Origin of the sequence: Streptomyces lydicus (assembly GCF_001729485.1) — a bacterium.
GTDB lineage: Bacteria > Actinomycetota > Actinomycetes > Streptomycetales > Streptomycetaceae > Streptomyces > Streptomyces lydicus_D.
Genome location: NZ_CP017157.1, coordinates 1702162 through 1723306, shown reverse-complemented (window position 1 = coordinate 1723306; position 21145 = coordinate 1702162). Strand labels below are relative to the sequence as shown.

Genomic DNA, 21145 nt, shown 5'->3' with positions numbered 1-21145 from the left:
GCGGGTGAACGTGACTCTGCGCATGGAGGTGGTGCCCCGCCGCTCCGAATCAGGTCAGCCGTCGTCATCCGGGTCCTGAGCCTCCTCTTCCGTGCGGAAAAGCGGGGTGAGTCGTGTGTGCACCGGCTTACGTCGCCCGACTGCCGGCGCGACGAGAACCGCGGTGAGGGTCTGCTCGACATAGGCACGCTGCTCCGGAAGCGTCAGATCGTCCCACTCCGCTTGCAAGTCGACCGGCTTACCCAACGAAGCATGCCGATGCTTGATCCAGCGGTTCCGGTCACGCAACAGACGACGTTCCTCGGCGGTGAACTCCTGGAGCATCGCGAAATAGCGCTCCTTGCTGAGGATGCGTTGTCTGCGGGCTTCCTTTGCATCCTCGATGTCCTCGCGAACGCGAGTCAGCTCCTCTTCCCCCTCCCAGTCCTTCGGTGCCGCCACCGCTTGCCGGGCAGCGGCCTCCTCCTCGTACTTGGCGATCACCAGTTCCGTAACTGCCTTGTCCGCGTCCGGCCCTGGGATCTTTGTGCCACCACCGCACCCGCCCTGCCCCTTGTCCGGACATGAGTAGTAGAAGAATCCGGGTGGCTTGTTCGCGCTCTTCGGTGCCTTTGTCGCCCTATGTGCCGTACCGCAGTCGTCCTTGTCGCAGCGGAGAGTTCCGGTGAGCAAGTACTTCCGTGAATTGTGGCCGCTCCCCGGCGCCATGTTGTCGCCGATCACCTCCATGAGCGCTTTCCACTGCTCCTCAGTGATGATGCGCTCCCACTGCCCCTGTACAGGCTCGCCGTCGTCCCCGTAGACGACTTCCCAGCGCTCGTTTTCACTGCCGGTTTCTGGGTTGAGTACACGAGCCTTGCGGGAGCGGATCCCGCAGATGCGTGGGTTCCGCAGGACCAACTTGAGCTTGGTAGTGCTCCATGTGCTGCCCCGCGGCGTTGTCACGCCCTGCTCATTCCAGCGAACACAGGAGGCTCGTACCGGGGCGCCGCCGAGAATGCCGAGAGCTGCTTCCCGTAGAAGCTTCGCCTCGATCGGATGCAGTGTGCGCTTGTCGTCGTTCCAGCCGAACGGTCGGGCTCCGCCTGTCGGGATTCCTTCACGCTCCAAGGCACGGTGCTTGCGGCGTACCCGCCTGGAGGTGTCGGCGGACTGCTTGTTGCTCATCGCCACCACGACTCGTGCCGTGGCTCGTCCGTTCTCCGTCAGCAGGTCAAGGCTGCCGTTGATGTCGATGATCGGTCGCCTGTGGCGTTCGACCACATCGATGGCATCCTCCAGGTGACGGTTATCGCGCGTCAGGCGGTCGATGTCATAGACGATCAAGCCATCGAGGCGCCGCCCATCAGGCGCCCGACCGAACTTCAAGTCCTCCAACGCGCCTTCGAAGACAGGGCGCACAACCCGGTAGGCCACCCGCCCATCGGGAAGCCGCACCCGCTTCTTGCGCCAAGCGGACGTGTCCGGCTCGTAGTAGACGTGCACGCACGTGCCGCCATGCCGGCTGATGAAGTCGCGGCCGTCGCGCTCCTGTTCCTTGGTGCTCTTGATGTCCCGCCCCGTCATGGGGCCTCGCCTACGCCCGCCCTCAACCGGCTCGGTCACGGGCTCGTCGTCGTTCTCGTCGGTGGACAGTCGGACGAGCACCGCCCAGTGCTGCCCCTCTAAGTTCCCCCACTGCGCACGAGATACCAAGTCATCGTCGCTCATGGTTCGTAAGGTACATCCAACAATCCTGCGGCCCGTCGAGGGCACCGACCAGTACCTCGTCTACACCCGGTGGCGGGACGAGGAGTCGTTCCAGGCATGGATGGAGGGCCCGATGAAGGCCGCGCACCAGGGCGGTGCTCCCGAGGGCGGCGAGCGGCCCAAGCCCGCCGCCTCCGGGTCCACCCTGTGGTCCTTCGAGGTGGTCCAGCAGGCGGGCCCGAGGAAGGGCTGAGGGACGGGCCGAGGACCCGCGGCCGGGGCGGGAGCGCGGGCGCGGTGAGTCGTGAGCCGGGGCGGCGTGGCGGTGTGTTGCGCGGCGCGCCGTCCCGGGCGTGACAATGCCGTCCATGAAGGAAGCCACCGTCCTCCCGCCGCCCTGGGACGTTGCCGTCGAGTCGGTCGATTCGGTGCAGGCCAGGGCGTTGCTGCGGGAGTACTACACCGAAGTCGCGGACCGCTATTACGCGTTGCACGAGAACCGCCGGTCGACGCCCGAGGAGATCGAACGGGGCCTGGCGGAGTACCCGGCCGGCTATCTGGCGCCGCCGGACGGTGTGCTGCTGGTGGCCCGCCGGGGGGACGACGTGGCGGGGTGTGTCGGGGTGCGGCTGCTCGATGCGCGTACCGCCGAGCTCAAGCAGATGTTCGTACGGGCCGCACGGCGCGGGCGGGGCGCCGCCGGCGTGCTTCTCGCGGCCGCCGAGCGCACCGCGGCCCAACTGGGCGCCGAGCGCCTCCGCCTGGACACCCGGCTCGACCTGGTGGAGGCCCTCGCGCTCTACCGACGGCACGGCTTCACCGAGATCGCCCCGTATCACGACGACAGGTACGCGGAGATCTTCTTCGAGAAGCGGCTGAGCGGCGGGCGGCGAAGCCGCTGAGTGCCGGGCCGGTGCCGGTGCCCGTGGTGCGGTGTCATTTCGCCAGGCCCGGTGGGCGGGGCGGGGTGCGCGGTACGGGCCGGCGGGCGTCGCCGTTGTGCGGCTCCTCCGCGTCCGAGCCGCAGAGCTCCGCCGTCAACTCCCGGACGAGTTCGGTGAGGTCGGTGGGGCGGTCCTTGGTCCACCAGTCGCCCAGCATCTGGGCCAGCGACTGCTGACGGGCCTGCGAGAGCCGCTCGGCGTCCTCCCGGCCGCGGTCGGTGAGCAGCAGCAACAGCCCCTCGCGGGTGGCCAGCCCGCGCTCCTCGACCTGGCGGACGCTCTCGGCGATCACGCCGAGCGGCACGGTGCTGCGTTCGGCGAGCAGGCCCGGCTCCACCGAGCCGTAACGGTGGATGCGCAGCAACAGCCAGCTGGCGGCCGGTTTGAGGTCCAGGCCGGCCCGTGCGGTGATCTTCTCGTAGATGTGCTTACGCCCCTCCATGCTGCCGAGTTTGGACAGCGCGCGGGCGCACTCGTCGCGCGAGGAACGTTCGACCGGGTTGGAGGAGAGCACCTCGGTGGTGTCGGGGGCGGTCACGCTGCTGCGCAGCGGCTCCTCCCGTAGGAACCACGCCAGGGCGAACGCCACCAGGACGACCGGGACGGCGTAGAGGAAGACGTCGGTGATCGAGGTGGCGTAGGCGTTCAGCACGCCCGTCGCCTCGGCGGCGGGCAGCCGGGTGACGGTCCGCGGGTCCTGGGCGATCCGCGCCGGGTCGATGCCGGGCGGCAGTGGGTGCCCGGCGAGTGCGTCCGCGATCCGCGGCCCGAGCCTGTTGGTGAAGATCGTGCCGAAGATGGAGACGCCGAACGAGGCGCCGATGGAACGGAAGAACGTGGCACCCGAGGTGGCGACGCCCAGGTCCTGGTACGGGACGGCGTTCTGCACGATGAGCACCAGCACCTGCATGACCAGGCCGAGTCCGAAGCCGAAGACGAAGAAGGAGGCGCTCATCTCGGCGACGCCGCTGGCCGGGTCGAGCCGGTGCAGGAGCAGCAGGCCGATCGTCACGACGGCGGTGCCGGCGATCGGGAAGACCTTGTAGTGACCGGTGCGGCTGACGATCTGCCCGGATCCGGTGGACGCCAGCAGCATGCCGATCACCATCGGCAGCATGTGCACCCCGGACATGGTCGGCGACACACCCTGTACGACCTGCAGGAACGTCGGCAGGTACGTCATCGAGCCGAACATCGCGAAGCCGATGACGAAGCCGATGACGGAGGTGAGCGTGAAGGTGCGCAACCGGAACAGGCGGAGCGGTAGGACGGGTTCCGCGGCCCGGCCCTCGATGAGGACGAACGCCCCGAGGAGGGCGACGCCGAGCACGCCGACGCCGATGATCTGCCACGAACTCCAGGGGTAGGTGACGCCGCCGAGCGAGGTCATCAGGACGAAGCAGGCGGCGACCGCGGCGATCGTCACGGTGCCCAGATAGTCGATCCGGTGCGGGGTGCGGCGACGCGGGATGTGCAGCACGGCGGCGATCACCGCGAGCGCGACGATGCCGATGGGAACGTTGATGTAGAACACCCAGCGCCAGCTGAGGTGGTCCACGAACAGCCCGCCGAGCAGCGGCCCGAGGACACTCGAACCGCCGAAGACGGCACCGAACAGGCCCTGGTACTTGCCGCGTTCGCGGGGTGGCACGATGTCGCCGACGATCGCCATCGACAGCACGATCAGCCCGCCGCCGCCGAGCCCCTGCAGAGCGCGGAAGGCGATCAGCTCGCCCATGTTCTGGGCGATGCCGCAGAGCACCGAGCCGATCAGGAAGATCACGATGGCGGTCTGGAAGAGCTTCTTGCGGCCGTACTGGTCACCGAGCTTGCCCCACAGGGGTGTCGCGGCCGTCGACGCCAGCAGGTAGGCGGTGACCACCCAGGAGAGGTGGTTCAGGCCGCCGAGTTCGCTGACGATCGTGGGTAGCGCGGTGGCGACGATGGTCTGGTCGAGCGCCGCGATGAGCAGGCCGAGCAGCAGCGCGCCGATCGCGATGAGGACCGCCCGCTGGGACCGGCCCTCGCCACGGATGACAGGAGCGCTGGTTTCCTGCGCCATGTGCGTGTCCTCCTGTTCCGGGGTCCGGGGTCCGGGGCCGGTGAACGGGTCCCGGCCCGCCGGTGTGCGCCGGAGCCGTCGGAGCGATCGGAGCCCCCGGACGCCGACGTCCGGCCTCCGCCGGACTTCTTCCATCCTGGGCGGTCCGGCCGGATATGGCCCGCCGAGCGGTGCCCGGGGCAGCCCCCGGTGGCGGCCGTCACGCGGAGGTCACCCGCGAGATGCCGGACGGATGTCTCCGAGCGCCTGCGCGGACGGGCGGCGCCTCTGGATAATCGCTGACTGTTCGAGGACCTCCAGGGAGGGGACCACTCGTGACGGCTTTACCGCCCTGCCCGCACTGCTTCGCCCCGGTACGCGGCGACGGCCGGCCGACCTGTCTGTGCGCGGCGGTCGACGCGGAGGACTTCGACCCGCTGCGCATACGGCCGTACGTGTCACTGCCCGGTGACGACGGGGCCCCCGGGGAGAGCGCCGACGAGGACGGGGCGGTCGGGGCGGTCGGGGCGGTTCGGGAGGGCGCCGACGAGGACGGGGCCGTCGGACGGGACATGCGGTGGGCCGCCGGCGAGGCGTATCGCACCACGGGCATCCGCCGGGGCGACCACCTGGACGACTTACCCGGGGTGGACGCGGCGGTGCACAGGGCGGACACGGCGTATACGGCGGATACGGCGCACACGGCGGCGGCGTACGAGACGTACCGGACCGGCAGCCCACCGGGCGGCTCACGGGGCGCCCCCGAGCCGTTTCCGGTCCCGCCCCCGCCGGGCGAGCCACCGCCGATCAAACCGTTGGCCGTCGAGCCGCTGCCGGTCGAACCACCGCCCCTCCAGCGGTTTCCGGCCTCCGCCGGCGCCCCGGAGCCCCTGATCCCACGGGCGCGCCGGCACTCCGGCCCCTCGTCGAGGACCTTCAGCTCCGCCACCGACGAGCCGCCCGGCGGCCCCTCCGCCGCCAGGGCCGCCGCCCCCTCGCGCCGCAGGCGCGGCTTGCCCGCCGTGCTGGTGGCCGCCGGCACGGCGGTGGCCGCCACAGCCGTCATGATCGGCACCGATGTGCTGTCCGGCGGGCGCCAGGACCGGGCGGCACCTCCCGACGGGGGCGCGCCCTCCCCCACCGCCACCTCCCCCAGCAGCGACGAGCCCGCCCCGACCGACAGCGGCAGCCCGTCCGCCCGTGCCACACCCTCCTCACCCGCACCGGCCGCCACTCACTTCGGTACCCCCCAGGCCACCGTGAAGCTCTACCGGACCGCGGAGTCACACCCGCCCGCCCCCACCCGCGCCGCCGGCACCGTCATCGACTCCCCCGGCGGCCCCAGCACCGCCCCCGCACCCGCACCCGTCCCCACCGGCCCGATCGTGCTGCGCGAGGGATCCAGCGGCCCGGAGGTGGCGGAGCTGCAGGAGCGGCTGCGGCAGCTGGCGCTCTACGCGGACACCGCGAACGGCCGGTACGACACGGACGTACGGGCAGCCGTGTCCCGCTACCAGCGGTCCTACGGGGTGCAGGGCGACCCGGACGGCGTCTACGGCACTCGTACCCGGGCGTCACTGGAGGCGCGCACGCAGGAGCCGTAACGCTGGGAAGCAGGGCGGCGGAGCCGCACCGGTGGCGGGGCGGCGACGGGCCGGGGCCGGGCCCGCGCGCGCTCGATGGCCGGGCACGCGCGCGCTCGATGGCCGGGCCCGGTTGTCGGCACCCGTGCGCGTTTTGTATCGTGAAGAAACAAAGTGGTTCCGCCCGCACTCCCTGACCGGCGGGCGGAGCCGCTCTTGTTCCCGCATGCCCTCCACCAGTCGCCCCGCTCCCCTCCGCCCGTACGGCCGCCACCGGCCGCCCGGCCCCGGTGGACCGCCGCGCAGGTCCCGGACCACGCGACGCCGGAGCCCGTCAGCCCGTCGCGGACCCACCGTCCGCCGCAGCCCCGCCATCCGCCGTGGACGGCCCGCACGTCGCGGACGGTCCGTACGGCACCGGACCGCCCGTACGGCACCGGACGCCGTACCGCCCGGACCGGTCCGCCCGTTCACCCGTAGCGCCCAGGAGCCCCGCCGATGACGGCAACCACCACGCTCACCGCCCGCGCCCTGCTGCTCGACATGGACAGCACGATCGTGAACTCGGAGGCCGTCGTCGAGCGCTGCTGGCGCCGCTGGGCGGCCGAGCAGGGTTTGGACGCGGACGAGGTCCTCAAGGTCGTGCACGGTCGGCAGGGGTGGGCCACGATGGCCGCGCTGCTGCCGGACCGCCCGATGGAGCGCAACCTCGCGGACAACCGCCGGATGCTGGAGCAGGAGACCGCCGATACGGACGGCGTGGTGCCGGTCCCCGGCGCGCCCGCGTTCATGGCCGCCCTTGCCGGGCTTCCGCACGCCCTGGTGACCTCTGCCGACGTCCCGCTCTCCGACGCCCGGATGGGCGCCGCGGGGCTGCCCATGCCGGCCGTACGGATCACCGCGGAGAGCGTGAGCGCCAGCAAGCCGGACCCGGAAGGTTTCCTCAAGGGCGCCGCCGAGCTGGGTTTCGCGCCCGAGGACTGCCTGGTCTTCGAGGATTCCGAGGCCGGCATCGAGGCGGGCCGGGCGGCCGGTATGCGGGTGGTCGGCGTCGGCGACCGCGCGGCGGCGTTCGCGCCCACCGTGCAGGTACGCGACCTCACCCAGATCCGGGTCGAGGCGCGGCCGGACGGCACGCTCGCGGTCCACATCACTGCCCCCGCCACCGAAACGGCCTGAGCCGAGCCGCTCGCACGAACCGGGGCTCGTGGACCCGGCCGCTCGCACCAACCGGGGCTCGTGGCCCCGGTCGTTTGCCCCCGGGGCCCGGCCCGGACCGGGCCTGGCTATGTCTCTGGGACCTGGTTCTGACCCGGCACCTGGCCCTGGCTCTGTGGCCCGGGACCTGACAACGGCTTGGGGCCTGGCCCTGGCCCTGGCCGTGGCCCGGGACCTGACAACCGCCTGTGACCTGGGCCTGACGCCGGCCCGGGACCCGACAACGGCCCGGGACCTGGCCCTGGGCCGCGACCGGCCCGGCCGTTTGTCCTCGGGCCACGGCCGAAGCGTTGGCCTCCCCTCCGCACCAGACCCGCCCACCCCCCGAAGGGGGGTGGGCGGCGGGGAAAAACCTGGACGGCGGGGAAAACCTGAGCAGCGGGAAAACCTGAGCAGCAGGGAAAACCCGAGCAGCAGGGGCAACCCGGCAGCGGGGAAAACCTGGGCGGCCGGAAGAACACATCCGCAGGCGCAAAAACCTGGCAGCCCCCAATCGCCGGCGCGCCTCAGCCCACCCCCGCGGCCCGCCTCGGCCCCTCCCCGCAGCACCCCTCAGCCGGCAGCCACCATCCCCCGCCGGCCCACCCGCACGGCGCCCCTCAGCCCGCGATCGCCTCGTACAGGCTGAAGGCCGCCAGCAGCGCCATCACGGCCGCCGCGATCTTGGTGATGAGCTTGAGGGGGACGTACTTCATCAGGGTGCGGCCGCCGAGGATGCCCAGGCCGGCCACGGCCCACAGGGCCAGTACGGCGCCCACGCCGACCGAGACGGGGTCGTCGTAACGGGCGGCGAGGTTCGCGGTCATGATCTGGGTCAGATCGCCGAACTCGGCGACCAGGATCATCGTGAAGCCCGCCCCGGCCACCTTCCAGAAGCTCTGGTCCGCGGGCTTCTTCACCTCTTCCTCGTCGTCGTCCTTCTTGAACAGCAGCACGGCGGCACCCGCCAGGAAGAGCACGCCGACCACGGCCTGGACGACACGGTGCGGAAGCAGCGTCAGCACGCTGCCCGCGGCGATCGCGAGCGCCACGTGCACGAGGAAGGCCGCCGCGACGCCGACGAAGACGTACGAGGCGCGGTAACGGGTGCCGAGCATCAGGCCGGCGAGGGCGGTCTTGTCGGGCAGTTCGGCAAGGAAGATGACGCCGAAGACGACGGCGGCGACGGTGAAACTGAACACGGGGCGGAATACCTCGATCTGTCGGGCCGCACCAAAAGGGCCCGGGAAAGGGTCGCTTCGGCACGGCAGCGTCAAACACTGCGGCCGAAGGTCTCGCTGGCGCGCTGCGTCTCCGCATCGCGCTCCGGGCGCCGGCCCGCCAATCCCATCTGTACGCGCGAAGCGCGTTCCACCAGGGGCGGTGGTCGGGCGACGGGTGGGCGGGCAGTATGTCGACGGTCCGGCAGAGAGCTACTCCCCTTCTGCTGTCCTCAAGGGTACGCGGTGCAGTCGCCCGCGCGCGACCAGCTCCAGTACCACCGCGCACGCCGCCGCCTGCACCGCCAGCAGCGCGACCAGCACGAACAGCTGCACCGCCCCGGCCTGTACGGGCGAGGCGCCGCCCAGCAGCATGCCGACGAACGCCCCGGGGAGCGTGACCAACCCCACAGTCCGGGTCTGGTCGAGCCCCGGCAGCAGTGCGTCCGACGCGGCCGGACGGGCCACCTCCATGCGTGCGTCACGGTCCAGCAGGCCGAGCGCGAGCCCCGCCTCGAACTCGCCGCGCCGGGTCTCCAGCTCGTCCAGCGCCCGCCGTCCGCCCAGCACGGTGGCGGTCAGCGCACCGCCGATGAGGATGCCGGTGACGGGGATGAGGGTGAGTCCGCGGGGTGGCAGCAGGCCGGTGGCCAGGAGCAGGCCGACGACCGGGGCGACCCCGACGGCGATCGGTGCGGCGGCCCACCACCAGGTGCGGTTCTGGGTGATCCGGCGCCCGGCGGTGCGTACCGCGACCGCGAACATCAGCAGGAGGAAGCAGACCAGCCAGGGCAGGGCGTGCACCACCCAGCCGATGAGGTAGGAGACGGCGGCGAGTTGTACGGCCGCGCGCAGCCCGGCGAGGGCGATGGCCCGGCCGTGCCCGAGGTGGGCCAGTGCGGCAACGGTCACGGCGGCGGCGAGCAGGACGGCGAGGACGACCCCGAGGGTGGCGTTGACCGGCAGCAGCACGGGCTCACTGTAGGGCGGGAAGCGGGGGCGCAGGCGCCGGAGCGGGTCAACCGGAGTGCTATTGCGCACATATGGCGCCCCGTCAACCCCTTGAACTGACGTGAGCATGTCGTCACTCTGTTACCTGGTGCCCACCCCACGGCAACCCCACGTCGCCATCATGGGGCGCGCACCGACAGGTCAACTTCCCCCCACTTCAAGGGAGTTCCGATGGCAAAGGCCATGTCGAAGGTCTACGCGCGTCGAGTTTCCGTCGCCGCGGGTTCCGCCGCGGCCCTGTTCTGCACGCTGGTGCTCAGCGGCCAGTCCGCGCAGGCAGCACCGCCCAGCCCGCCGAGCGCGGCCACCGCACGGACGTACCTCACCGAGATCAAGGAGCAGCCCGAGGGGCCGCAGGACGGCTACAGCCGCGACAAGTTCCCGCACTGGATCGACCAGGGGAACGGCTGCAACACCCGCGAGGTGGTGCTCAAGCGCGACGGCACCAACGTCCAGCAGGACGGCAGCTGTGCGGCGACCAGCGGCACCTGGGTCTCCGCCTATGACGGCGCGACCTGGACGAAGGCGGACGACCTCGACATCGACCACGTCGTACCGCTGTCGGAGGCGTGGAAGTCCGGTGCCGCGCAGTGGACCACCGCGCGCCGTCAGGAGCTCGCCAACGACCTGACGCACTCCCAGCTGATCGCCGTCACCGACAACGTCAACCAGGAGAAGGGCGACAAGGACCCCGCCAAGTGGCTGCCGCCGAAGGCTTCGTACCACTGCGAGTACGCCCGGATGTGGGTGTGGGTCAAGCACGTGTACGGCATGACCGCCGACTCCGCGGAGAAGGCCGCACTGAAGAAGATCCTGGACGCGTGCTGATCCCCGGACTCCCGTCCTAGGACCCGCTCCCTTCCCGGAAGCGTCCGTCCGGGCAGGCGTCCCGGAGACCCGCACCCTCCGGAAGCCCGCCCTCCGGACACCGCGCCCGCCGACCGGCAGCCACCGGCTGGCGGGCGCGCGCATGTCCCGCCGCACCCCAGGCGTACCGCCGTAGCCCAGGCATCCCGCCGTACCCCAGGCATTCCGTGGCCCCCGCCACTCCCGCACCCCCGCGCGCCCCCCTGCTCCTATCCTCTGAGCACGACGACGGGAGGCGCCGATGGCCGGACTGCGCTTGGGGCCGCTGCTGCGGTACGTGGGCGCGGACAGCGCGACGGTGTGGGTGGAGACCGACCGCCCCTGCGACGTGACCATCCGCTGCGGGGACGGGGCGGGCGGCACGGAACGCACCTGGCAGGTGGCCGGGCACCACTACGCGCTGGTCCCGGTGACCGGCCTGACGTCCGGCAGCGAGACGCCCTACCAGGTCCTGCTGAGCGAGCCGGGAACACCGGCCGACGGTGACCGGGAGAAGGTCTGGCCGCCCCCCGGCGACCGCTTCCCCGAGAGCACGATCCGCACCCTGCCCGCTTCCGGGGAGGGCTCCCTGAACGGGGAAGGCTCCCCGAACGGGGAGGGCTCCCTGAGCATCGCCTTCGGCTCCTGCCGCTGGTCGGCGACGCCGTCGCGGGCCGCGCACGACCCGGTCGGGCCGGACGCCCTGGACACCCTCGCCGCCACCCTGGCCGCCGATCCCGGCCGCCGGCGTCCGGACGTCCTGCTGCTGCTGGGCGACCAGGTCTACGCCGACCAGACCTCCGAGGCGACCGCGCGGGTGCTGGCCGATCGCCGGGACGTCACCGAACCCCCGTGGAAGCAGGTCGCCGACTACGCGGAGTACACCCACCTCTACTACGAATCCTGGCTCGACCCGGAGGTCCGCTGGCTGCTGTCCACGGTCCCCAGCTGCATGATCTTCGACGATCACGACGTGATCGACGACTGGAACACCTCCGCCGCCTGGGTCGCCCGGATGCGGGCGACCTCCTGGTGGCACGAGCGGATAGTGGGCGGGCTGATGTCGTACTGGGTGCACCAGCACCTGGGCAACCTCTCGCCCGCAGAACTGGCCGCGGACGAGTTGTACGGCCGGGTACGGGCGGCGGGCGACGGCACGGACCTGGTGCGGGAGTTCGCGACCGAGGCGGAGGCACGTCCCGAGTGCGCACGCTGGAGCTACCGCCGCGACTTCGGGCGGGTGCGCCTGGTCATGATCGACACCCGCGCCACCCGCGTCCTCGACGAGGGCGGCCGCGCGATGCTCGACAAGGCCGAGGGCGAATGGCTGCGGCAGGCCGTGCTGGACGGGCGGGGCGACTACGACCACCTGCTGCTCGGCAGTTCGCTGCCCTGGCTGATGCCGCACCTCATCCACGCCGCCGAGGGCTGGAACGCCGCGCTGTGCGCCGGCGAACGCGGCCCCCGTTGGGCGCGGATCAGCGAATTCCTGCGTCAGCGGGCCGACTTGGAGCACTGGGCGGCGTTCCCCGCCTCGTTCACCGCGCTCACCGAGCTGATCGCGGAGGCCGGCTCCGGCCCGGACGCCCCGGCGACGGTGTGTGTGCTGTCCGGGGACGTGCACCACGCGTACGTGGCGGAGCCGCACTGGCGCGGCACCGGACCGCGGCCCACGAGCCGGGTGTTGCAGCTGACCTGCTCCCCCGTCCACAACAGCATTCCCGGCTCGTTGCAGGCCGGATTCCGCTTCGGCTGGAGCCGGACCGGCCGCCGGCTGGGGACGCTGCTGGCGCGGCACGGGCGGCTGGGCCGGCCGCCCGTGAAGTGGCGGCGTACGGGCGGCCCTTGGTTCGGCAACCAGCTGATGACGCTGACGCTGGCGGGCCGTACCGCGCATCTCGTACTCGATCAGGCCCATCGGGACGGGTCGGACGATGTCCGGCTCGTCAGGGTCTGGCGGGACGGGTTGTCCGGTACGGAAGGTGGCGCTTCCCGCCCCGCCTCCTGACACGCCTTCTGACCCACCTCCCGACCCACCTTCTGACACGGCGTGTACGCCCGTCCGATGTGGCGTGTTCCCCGGCCCACCCGGGTGCCGCTCGGGCGGGTGCGGCAGTGATGATGGGGCGCACGTTTGCCCGTCGCCCCACCTGTAGGGCTGCCGGCGCCCCGCGCCGGCCGTCCGCCCGCCCCAGGGAGAGCCCCTCTTGGCAGCCGACCACCTCGCCGACCGCCGTCCCCGCCCACCGCTCGGCATCGGCACCCTCGGCATCGCCGTCGTCGGCGCGGGACCGCGTGGCACGAGTGTGCTGGAGCGGATCTGCGCCTCGGCGGCCGAACTCGCCCCCGGCGCCCGCCTGACCGTCCATGTCATCGACCCCGCCCCGCCCGGCGCCGGCCGGGTCTGGCGCACCGCCCAGCCGCCCGAGCTGCTGATGAACACCGTGGCGTCGCAGGTCACGCTGTTCACCGACGCGAGCGTGGAGTGCGCGGGACCGATCCGTACGGGGCCGAGCCTGCACGACTGGGAGGGGTGTGACGTCGGACCGGACGCCTATCCGGGGCGCGCGCTGTACGGCCGCTATCTGGAGTGGGTCTTCCACCACACGGTGCGCACCGCGCCCCAGGAGGTGACCGTCGTACCGCACAGGGCCCGCGCGGCGCGGCTGTCCGAGGCGCCGGACGGGTCGCAGTCGCTCGCCCTCGACGACGGGCGGACGCTGGACGGCCTGGGCGCGGTGGTGCTCGCCCAGGGACACCTGCCCACCGTGCCGGACGCCGAGCAGCGACGCCTGGCCGACTACGCCGCCGGGCACGGTCTGCACTACCTCCCGCCGGCCAACCCCGCCGACCTGACCGCGGAGCTGGCGGCGCTGGCCCCGGGCCGCCCGGTGCTGCTGCGCGGTCTCGGCCTGAACTTCTTCGACCACATGGCGCTGCTGACGACGGCCCGCGGCGGCCGGTTCGTACCGGCCGCGGACGGCGCGCTGAGGTATCTGCCCTCCGGGCGCGAACCGCGGCTGTACGCGGGCTCCCGGCGCGGGATTCCGTACCACGCGCGCGGCGACAACGAGAAGGGCGCGCACGGCCGCCATCTGCCGCTGCTGCTCACACCGGACGTGATCACCGCGTTCCGCAAGCGCGCCGACGCCGGCGAGCTGCCCGACTTCCTGGCGGAGGTCTGGCCCCTGGTGGCCAAGGAAGTGGAGGCGGTCTACTACGAGGCGCTGCTGGCGCGACGGGAGAGGGACGGCGCGGGACCCGGCGGCCCGCCCGCCGGCCCGGTGGACGCGCGCCGCCTGCGCTTCCGGGACCGTTTCCTGGGCAGCGCGCACCGCAGTGCCGAGGAGACGGCCGCCCTGGACGCCTTCGGCATCGCGCCCGCCGAACGCTGGGACTGGGAGCTGCTCTCCCGGCCGCACTCGGGACGGGTGTTCACCGACCGCACCGCGTTCCGGGAGTGGCTGCTGGACCACCTGCGTACGGACCTCGCGCACGCCCGGCAGGGCAACGTCTCCGGCCCGGTCAAGGCGGCCCTGGACGTCCTGCGGGACCTGCGCAACGAGCTGCGGCAGATAGTCGATCACGTCGGCGTCGCCGGGGCGTCCCGCCGCGATCACCTGGACCGCTGGTACACCCCGCTGAACGCCTTCCTGTCCATCGGGCCGCCCGGGCGCCGGATAGCGGAGATGACGGCGCTGATCGAGGCGGGGGTGCTGGAAGTGGTCGGCCCCAGGATGGCGGTCCGGTGCGGCGACGGAGACGATGCGGGGCCCGGTTTCACGGCGTACTCCCCGGACGTGCCGGGCTCGGAGGTGACGGCGACAGCGCTCATCGAGGCGCGGCTGCCGGAGCCGGACCTGCGGCGCACCGCGGACGAGCTGCTGGCCGGACTGCTGGCCGCCGGCGGCTGCCGGCCGCACACCGTGGACGGTTACCAGACCGGGGGGCTCGATGTGTCCGCCGCCCCGTACCACCTCGTCGAGGCCGACGGGCGGCCGCACCCGCGGCGGTTCGCGGTGGGGGTGCCGACGGAGGGCGTGCGCTGGGTGACGGCGGCCGGGGCGCGTCCCGGGGTGGGTTCGGTGACCTTGGCCGATACGGACGCGGTGGCCCGCGCGGCGCTGCGGGCGGCGCTCCGCGGGGCGGGGGCAGCGGAGACGGCGGAGACAGTGGAGACGGCGGGGGCCGGAGGGACGGCGGGGGCGGCGGGGCCGGAGGGTGCGGTGGGGCCGGAGGGGAGCACAGGAACGGTAGGGAGTACAGGAACGGTGGGGAGCACAGGAACGGCGGGGTCGCCACCGGCCGGTTCGGGCCGAAGGCCCCATATGACCAAAGCTTGAACTTGCAAGCACTGTTAGGCACCCCTAACCTTTGCCTACGGTTCTACTCGTCCCCAGCCGTAGGAGCCCCCACATGTCCACACCGCTCAACTCGTTCACCCAGAGAGCCACGCCGCACGCGCTCGCACTGTTCCGCGTGGTCGTCGGCCTGCTCTTCGCCTGCCACGGCGCGTCCTCGCTCTTCGGCGTGCTCGGCGGCGCGATGGGCCAGGGCGGCACCGTCCCCACCGGCGCCTGGCCGGGCTGGTACGCCGCGGTGATCCAGCTCGCCGGCGGCCTCCTCGTACTGCTCGGCCTCGGCACCCGCGCCGCGGCGCTGGTCAGCTCCGGCTCGATGGCGTACGCGTACTTCTCCGTTCACCAGGGCAGCGCGCTGTGGCCGATACAGAACGGCGGCGAGGCGTCCGCGATGTTCTGCTGGGCGTTCCTGCTGCTGTTCTTCACCGGCCCCGGCGCCTGGGCCCTCGACCGCGTCTTCTTCGGCGCGAGCGAGCCGGAGACGGTCCTGGCCGCCCAGCGGGAGCCCTCCGCCGCCTGACGGGAGCAGGGCCCCGGCCCGGCAACCCCGACGACCGCATGCACCACCCACGGCCCGTACGGCACAGCCCCGTACGGGCCGTGGCGCGTCCACGGAGGCCGCCCAGGGGTCGCACCTCAGCCCGCCGACGCCCCCCGCTCCCCTACCCTCCCGCCCGGCAAACGGGCACATTCCACCCCCCGCCGCCAGCCCGGAACGCCAGGCGTACGCTGTATGGCTGTAGAGCCGCCCCTGCCGCACCGAGCGACATCGCGGCGGGGTTCGGACCGGGAGAAGGACGTTGTTGGAAAGCCTGAGGTCCCTCAGCGGCACTCCTTGGGTCTATGCGATCGTCAGCCTCTCCATCGTTCTCGACGTATTCGTCCCGATCCTGCCGAGCGGGGTCCTGGTGATCGCCGCGGCCACGACGGCCGCCGGCACCGGTACCGCGGCCGATGCCGTCAGCGGCGTCGACGTCACCTCGTCTGTCCACGGCGGCGCCCACCTGGCCGAGATGCTCTCCCTGGTGGTGTGCGCGGCCACCGCCTCGGTGCTGGGCGACATGGTCGCCTACCGGGTCGCCTGGCGCGGCGGCGACCGCTTCGACCGGGCCATCAGCCGCTCCCGCCGCCTGACCGCGGCACAGCAACGACTCGGCGCCGCGCTCACCCGCGGCGGTGGCGGCATCGTCGTACTGGCCCGCTTCGCACCCGCCGGGCGCTCCGTGGTCAGCCTGGGCGCCGGCGTCGCCCACCGCACGGTCCGCGAGTTCCTCCCCTGGTCCGCGCTGGCCGGCCTCGCCTGGGCCGCGTACAGCGTCAGCCTCGGCTACTTCGGCGGCCACTGGCTCGGTACGTCCTGGGTGAGCACCGCGCTCTCCGTCGTCGCCCTCTTCGCCGCCGGCTCGGCCGCGGCGTTCCTGATGCGGCGACCGGAACGCCGCACGGCCCACTGACCGGCACGACCGGGACGCCGTTAGGCCCCCCGGCCGGTACGACCCGGGCGTCGCACGACCCACCGACCGGCACGGCCCGGGCCTCGTACTCGGGAGCGGCTGCGCTCCGACCAGCCCCGACGCCTCGGCGGAGCGCAGCCGGCACGGAGTAAAGTCGACCGTCACACCGCCCCGCCCACCGCCGCCCGCGAGCGCCTCACCGCGCCTCCGAGGCAGGCCGTACGCCGCACCGCAGCGGCACCCACGGGAGGGGCCCGAACCACGGACGCGAGGCACACAGCGGTGAACCAACCACCGGTCGTCGAATGGACCGAGGCCGACCGGCCGCGCTCCGCCCGCTGGCGCTCGGAGAACGGCTCCCCGCCGCCCCGCCGGATCGCCGTCGCGGACGACCGTACCCGGGCCGACGAGGCGTACAAGCTCGCCTGCGAGGGCACCGCCTTGCTGTGGCGCGGCGACTTCCACAACGCCCGGCAGCTGCTGACGGCGATGGCCCGCCGCATCGACCGCCGGCCGCGCAAGGCACCGCCCGCCGACGTCACCCAGGCGTTCCACGTGCACCGCGCCGCGCAGAACCACCGTGCCCGCATCCTGGGCATGTTGCTGGTCCCGCTCGACGCGGACTACGGCGTCCCGCTGCACCGCGCCCCTGACGTACGGGAAGCCTGCACCAGGGCGTACGGCCCGGCGCAGCCCGACCCGACGCCCACGCCGACACCCACGGCCACGGGCACGGCCACGGCCACGCCGCAGTCCGGCGCGGAAGGGGGCGCGGACACCGTCGAGGGTCCGGCCGCGGCCACCGCCTCCCTCGTCTCGCTGCGCGAACTCCTCGCCCTCATCGGCGCCAACGAGTGGCGGCGGAAGGGCGTGGAGATCCCCGCGCTGGGCGGCGACCGGATCCACCCGCACTACGGCGTCTTCTCGCCCGCCCGCGGCGAGTACGTCGACCTGGTCGCCGAGGCGCCGTTGCCCTCCCAGGAGCTCGCCTTCGACATCGGCACCGGCACCGGCGTGCTGGCCTCGGTGCTCGCCCGGCGAGGCGTGCGCCGCATCGTGGCCACCGACCAGGATCCGCGCGCGCTGGCCTGCGCCCGCGAGAACACCGAACGGCTGGGCGTCGCCGGCCAGGTGGAGGTGGTCGAGGCCGATCTGTTCCCGGCCGGGCGCGCCCCCCTGGTCGTCTGCAACCCTCCGTGGGTACCGGCCAAACCGACCTCCCCCGTGGAGCGCGCGGTCTACGACCCGGGCAATCAGATGCTGCACGGCTTCCTGAAGGGGCTCGCGGACCATCTCACGCCGGACGGCGAGGGCTGGCTGATCCTCTCCGACCTGGCGGAGCACCTCGGCCTGCGCCCACACGCCGAACTCCTCGACGCCTTCGCCACGTCCGGCCTCACGGTCCTCGGCCGGCTCGACATCACCCCGCGCCACCCCCGCGCCCGCGACACCTCCGACCCCCTCCACGTGGCCCGCGCCGCCGAGGTCACCTCCTTGTGGCGCCTGTGCCTGGCAGACCCTCAGCACACAAGCGACGGATAGACCCCTGACGAAACCGGGAGCCCTCCAGCGACGGGTGCCCTCCCGCTACGGACAAACCGCCGGTGACGGTCAGCTCTCCGGTGACGGTCAGCCCTCCCGTGACCCGGCTCTTCCGTGACGGGCAGCCTTCCCGTGACCCGGCCCTCCCGTAACGGGCAGCCCTCCAGCGATCGGCAGCTGTCCAGTGACGGGCAGCCTTCTTGTGACGGGCAAAGGCCGGGACCGGGAACCGCCAAGGGGCGGTGGCCGGCTGACCTCACGGGCGGGTAGCGGCTCGGAGCTCAGGCCGGTAACCGACCGGTGATCCCACTCCGCTCAAGCGCCAGACAGGGACCGGCGGCCGGGCGGGTCAGAGACCGGGCAGGGCCCGGGAATCGGGCAGGTGCCAGGGGCCGGGGAGGCTCCAGAGGCGGGGGCAGGATCCAGGGACCGGCATCCCTCAGGACCGCAGCCCGGAATCCCTCAGGACCGCAGCCCCGCACACGCGTTGCGCACATAGCGGCGCCAGTCACCGGCGTCGTACCGGATCACCGCCGCCAGCCCGCACACGATCATCACCACATCACCGACCTCGGCGTCCTCCCGTACCGTGCCCTCCTCCTTGGCGCGGGCGAGCAGCTGGCTCGCGATGTCCTCGGCCCGGGCCCGGCCCTCACCGGTCGGCTCGGTGGACCCGAAGGCCGCCTCGATGGACGCGGACAACCCGCGCTCGGCATCCAGCACCTCACCGATGTGCTCCAGATACGCGGCCAACCCGTCAGTGGCCCTCGCGCTCGGCAGACAGCGGCTGCGTCCGAACTCCACGATCTCCGCCTGGCGTTGCTCGCCCACCGCCGCGATCAGCGCCGCCCTGCTGGGGAAATGCCGGTAGACCGTCCCGATACCCACCCCCGCCGCGCGGGCCACCTCGGGCATCTGCGCCTCGTCCCCCCGCGCACGGAACACCTCCCGCGCGGCGTCCAGTACACGGGTGCGGTTGCGCTCGGCGTCGGCGCGCGGTCGGCGCCGGGAACCGGAAGGGCTCGAGGAGGTCGAAGAGGTCGAAGAGGGTGCCACATCGTCGATGCTACTGCTACGGTTAAACGGAATCGGATTCCAGTTCCGTTTCATTCGTTTCAGCTCTTCCACTTCCGCCGCACCGGCGCCTCGAAGAGGACACGATCACCATGTCGCAGCCCCAACCCACCCCCACACCAGGGCCGATACCGCTCCCCCAAGGCCGGGAACGCTTCCTCGTGCTGCGGCCCGGCGAGCGCCGGCCCGGCCGCGTACCCCTTCCGCCCGGCCTCGACGTCAAGGCCCGCACCGCCGACACCGAAGGCCGGCTCGCCATCCTGGAGAACCGGCTCGACATCGACATCCCGCCGCACATCCACCACCACGCCGATGAATTCGTCTACGTCCTGGAAGGCGAGATGGAGGCCGACATCGACGGCCTGACCCACCGCCTGACACCGGGCATGTGCGTCCTGCTGCCGCACGGCGTCCCGCACGCCCTGCGCAACGCCTCCCAGCCGCCCGCCCGCTGCCTTCAGATCTCCTCGCCGGGCGGCTGGGACGAGTTCATGGAGGACATGTTCGAAGCCGGCCCGGTCGTCATGAAGGACGGCCACCCCGACCACGACCGGCTCAACGAGATCGGCGCAAAGCACGGCATGCAATACGGCGTGCGATAAGGCATGCCATACGGCATCGACAACAACACCGGGCACACCACTCCACCCCCGTCCCCGTGAGCCCCAGGACGAGCACCCCGGTCAGCTCCAGGACGGGCACCCCCGAACAAGCCACGGCGCAGGCAACCACACCGCACGCACCCAGCAACACCCGCCTCAACACCGCCTCACGAGCCCCGGCGCAGCCCCAGCGGCAGGGCACTTCACAGCAGCCGAGGTGCACCCCCTCCCCCTCCCCCATCCCCACCACCACCGCCACCGCCACCGCCGCTACCACCACCCGCCGCCACACCAACACCAGCCACCACCCCCACCAATCGGGCGCCATGAACCCACCCACCGGGAGCCACGAACCCACCCACCGGGCGCCATGAACCCGCCCACCGGGAGCCATGAACCCACCCATCCGGCACCATGGACCCACCATGGATCCCCGGTACCTCCTCGCCCGCGCCCGCCGGCTCGCCGACCGTGCGACTCCCGGCCGGCGCCGACTGCTCGGGATCACCGGCCCGCCCGGCGCCGGCAAGTCGACCCTCGCCGCCCACCTGGTGGCGGAGCTGGCCGGGCGGGCGGCACTCGTCCCGATGGACGGCTTCCATCTCGCCGAAACGGAGTTGCGTCGCCTCGGACGCACGGACCGCAAGGGCGCGCCCGACACCTTCGACCCGGCCGGCTACGCGGCCCTGCTGACGCGCCTGCGCTCCCCCGAGCCGGACACCGCCGTCTACGCCCCGGCCTTCGACCGCCGCATCGAGGAGCCGGTCGCCGGCAGCATCCCCGTGGCACCCCACATCCCACTGATCGTCACCGAGGGCAATTACCTCCTCCTCGACTCCACCCCCTGGTCCCGGCTACGCGCCCTGCTCGACGAGATCTGGTACGTGGAGCTGGACACCCCGGAACGCGTCCGTCGCCTGGTCGACCGCCATGAACGCTTCGGGCGCCCGCGCACCGACGCCGAGCGCTTCGTCCTCACCTCGGACGAGGCCAACGCCCGCCTCGTGGCGGCCACCCGCGACCGCGCCGACCTCGTCATCACCTTCACCCCCGACCAGGCCCCACCCCCGCTGACCCCATGACCACCCACCGCCTACCGCCTACGCCGGCCGCCGCCCCTCCGCACGTCGCTCACTCGCCCGCCAGCAGCCCCACCACCGACAACGCGCCCCACCCCACGGACACCGCCGCAGCCTTCAGCCGCCGGTCGCGCCCCGGCAGCGTCGCGCTGAGCAGTACGGCGTCCCCGAAATCCGCCGCGATCCGCACATAGGCGGCGGTCCGCAACGCCGGGCCTTCGGGCGCCAGCGCCAGCACCAACCCGCTCGCCGCGTCCCGCCAGGCCAGCGGGCGCAGAGACGTCCGGGTCGCCCGCGCGCTCCGCCCCTTGCCGTCCACCAGCCCCGACGGCCGCGCCAACAGGTCGGGCACCGCCGTCACCGCCACCCCGTACACCGCCGTGGCCACCCCGACCGCCCGCAGCAAACCGACCTTCATCAGCCGTCCCGCCTTTCCTCGCACCTCGCGCCTCGCGCCTCGCGTCGCGCCCCTCGCGCCACGTCAGCTTCCTTCAGCTCCCTT

17 protein-coding genes and 1 pseudogene are annotated in these 21145 nt (G+C 72.6%); 12 read left to right on the top strand and 6 right to left on the bottom strand.

The features are described 5' to 3' along the window. Positions 1-54 precede the first annotated feature (54 nt). On the bottom strand, positions 55-1710 hold the full coding sequence (locus SL103_RS07380; RefSeq protein WP_069567942.1) for a recombinase family protein: 1656 nt from the start codon (positions 1708-1710) through the stop codon (positions 55-57). 22 nt (positions 1711-1732) lie between these two features. On the opposite strand from SL103_RS07380, the pseudogene SL103_RS07375 reads away from it, so the two are divergent. Next, positions 1733-1942 (top strand): annotated as a pseudogene (locus SL103_RS07375) (antibiotic biosynthesis monooxygenase family protein); the annotation flags it as partial. A gap of 115 nt (positions 1943-2057) precedes the next feature. Next, on the top strand, positions 2058-2591 hold the full coding sequence (locus SL103_RS07370) for a GNAT family N-acetyltransferase (protein ID WP_069567941.1): 534 nt from the start codon (positions 2058-2060) through the stop codon (positions 2589-2591). Positions 2592-2625: 34 nt separating this feature from the next. On the opposite strand, the gene SL103_RS07365 is transcribed toward SL103_RS07370, so the two are convergent. Further along, on the bottom strand, positions 2626-4695 hold the full coding sequence (locus SL103_RS07365; RefSeq protein WP_069567940.1) for an MFS transporter: 2070 nt from the start codon (positions 4693-4695) through the stop codon (positions 2626-2628). 314 nt (positions 4696-5009) lie between these two features. Between SL103_RS07365 and SL103_RS07360 the strand changes: the two genes are divergently transcribed. Both SL103_RS07360 and SL103_RS07355 read left to right on the top strand, forming a co-directional pair. Next, positions 5010-6278, top strand: a complete 1269-nt coding sequence (locus SL103_RS07360) for a peptidoglycan-binding domain-containing protein (RefSeq protein ID WP_244303859.1) — start codon at positions 5010-5012, stop codon at positions 6276-6278. Positions 6279-6755: 477 nt separating this feature from the next. Continuing rightward, positions 6756-7436: an HAD-IA family hydrolase gene (locus SL103_RS07355; protein WP_069567939.1), complete on the top strand. Its 681-nt coding sequence runs from the start codon at positions 6756-6758 to the stop codon at positions 7434-7436. A 638-nt stretch (positions 7437-8074) separates the two neighbouring features. On the opposite strand, the gene SL103_RS07350 is transcribed toward SL103_RS07355, so the two are convergent. Together SL103_RS07350 and SL103_RS07345 are read right to left on the bottom strand one after the other, a co-directional pair. Next, positions 8075-8656, bottom strand: a complete 582-nt coding sequence (locus SL103_RS07350; RefSeq protein ID WP_069567938.1) for a TMEM165/GDT1 family protein — start codon at positions 8654-8656, stop codon at positions 8075-8077. A gap of 231 nt (positions 8657-8887) precedes the next feature. Beyond that, a complete protein-coding gene (locus SL103_RS07345) occupies positions 8888-9646 on the bottom strand; it encodes an ABC transporter permease (protein WP_069567937.1) in 759 nt (252 codons plus the stop codon). Between the two features lie 222 nt (positions 9647-9868). Here SL103_RS07345 and SL103_RS07340 point away from each other — a divergent pair, with 222 nt between their 5' ends. From SL103_RS07340 to SL103_RS07315, 6 genes are all read left to right on the top strand, one after another. After that, positions 9869-10513 (top strand): HNH endonuclease family protein, encoded by a 645-nt coding sequence (locus SL103_RS07340; RefSeq protein WP_069573498.1) that lies wholly within the window; start codon positions 9869-9871, stop codon positions 10511-10513. Positions 10514-10793: 280 nt separating this feature from the next. Continuing rightward, entirely contained in the window at positions 10794-12539 is a 1746-nt protein-coding gene (locus SL103_RS07335; protein ID WP_069567936.1) for an alkaline phosphatase D family protein, read from the top strand. A 199-nt stretch (positions 12540-12738) separates the two neighbouring features. Continuing rightward, complete coding sequence (locus SL103_RS07330; RefSeq protein ID WP_079145609.1) at positions 12739-14874, top strand: FAD/NAD(P)-binding protein; 2136 nt, start codon at positions 12739-12741, stop codon at positions 14872-14874. Between the two features lie 73 nt (positions 14875-14947). Next, on the top strand, positions 14948-15412 hold the full coding sequence (locus SL103_RS07325; RefSeq protein WP_069567935.1) for a DoxX family protein: 465 nt from the start codon (positions 14948-14950) through the stop codon (positions 15410-15412). Between the two features lie 280 nt (positions 15413-15692). Then, the gene (locus tag SL103_RS07320; protein ID WP_069567934.1) at positions 15693-16346 is read left to right on the top strand and encodes a DedA family protein; all 654 of its coding nucleotides are present in this window, start codon (positions 15693-15695) and stop codon (positions 16344-16346) included. Between the two features lie 282 nt (positions 16347-16628). After that, positions 16629-17888, top strand: a complete 1260-nt coding sequence (locus SL103_RS07315; RefSeq protein ID WP_069567933.1) for a methyltransferase — start codon at positions 16629-16631, stop codon at positions 17886-17888. Between the two features lie 462 nt (positions 17889-18350). Here the strand turns inward: SL103_RS07315 and SL103_RS07310 are convergent, their stop codons facing one another. Next, a complete protein-coding gene (locus SL103_RS07310; RefSeq protein WP_069567932.1) occupies positions 18351-18944 on the bottom strand; it encodes a TetR/AcrR family transcriptional regulator in 594 nt (197 codons plus the stop codon). A gap of 110 nt (positions 18945-19054) precedes the next feature. Here SL103_RS07310 and SL103_RS07305 point away from each other — a divergent pair, with 110 nt between their 5' ends. Both SL103_RS07305 and SL103_RS07300 read left to right on the top strand, forming a co-directional pair. Then, a complete protein-coding gene (locus SL103_RS07305) occupies positions 19055-19564 on the top strand; it encodes a cupin domain-containing protein (protein WP_069567931.1) in 510 nt (169 codons plus the stop codon). A gap of 425 nt (positions 19565-19989) precedes the next feature. Beyond that, the gene (locus SL103_RS07300; RefSeq protein WP_069567930.1) at positions 19990-20646 is read left to right on the top strand and encodes a nucleoside/nucleotide kinase family protein; all 657 of its coding nucleotides are present in this window, start codon (positions 19990-19992) and stop codon (positions 20644-20646) included. 49 nt (positions 20647-20695) lie between these two features. Here the strand turns inward: SL103_RS07300 and SL103_RS07295 are convergent, their stop codons facing one another. After that, on the bottom strand, positions 20696-21061 hold the full coding sequence (locus SL103_RS07295; protein ID WP_069567929.1) for a hypothetical protein: 366 nt from the start codon (positions 21059-21061) through the stop codon (positions 20696-20698). Positions 21062-21145 lie beyond the last annotated feature (84 nt).

Coding starts and splice junctions, on each gene's coding strand:
- SL103_RS07380 (WP_069567942.1), bottom strand. CDS start 1,710: ATGAGCGACGATGACTTGGTATCTCGTGCGCAGTGGGGGAACTTAGAG.
- SL103_RS07370 (WP_069567941.1), top strand. CDS start 2,058: ATGAAGGAAGCCACCGTCCTCCCGCCGCCCTGGGACGTTGCCGTCGAG.
- SL103_RS07365 (WP_069567940.1), bottom strand. CDS start 4,695: ATGGCGCAGGAAACCAGCGCTCCTGTCATCCGTGGCGAGGGCCGGTCC.
- SL103_RS07355 (WP_069567939.1), top strand. CDS start 6,756: ATGACGGCAACCACCACGCTCACCGCCCGCGCCCTGCTGCTCGACATG.
- SL103_RS07340 (WP_069573498.1), top strand. CDS start 9,869: ATGTCGAAGGTCTACGCGCGTCGAGTTTCCGTCGCCGCGGGTTCCGCC.
- SL103_RS07335 (WP_069567936.1), top strand. CDS start 10,794: ATGGCCGGACTGCGCTTGGGGCCGCTGCTGCGGTACGTGGGCGCGGAC.
- SL103_RS07325 (WP_069567935.1), top strand. CDS start 14,948: ATGTCCACACCGCTCAACTCGTTCACCCAGAGAGCCACGCCGCACGCG.
- SL103_RS07305 (WP_069567931.1), top strand. CDS start 19,055: ATGTCGCAGCCCCAACCCACCCCCACACCAGGGCCGATACCGCTCCCC.
- SL103_RS07300 (WP_069567930.1), top strand. CDS start 19,990: ATGGATCCCCGGTACCTCCTCGCCCGCGCCCGCCGGCTCGCCGACCGT.
- SL103_RS07295 (WP_069567929.1), bottom strand. CDS start 21,061: ATGAAGGTCGGTTTGCTGCGGGCGGTCGGGGTGGCCACGGCGGTGTAC.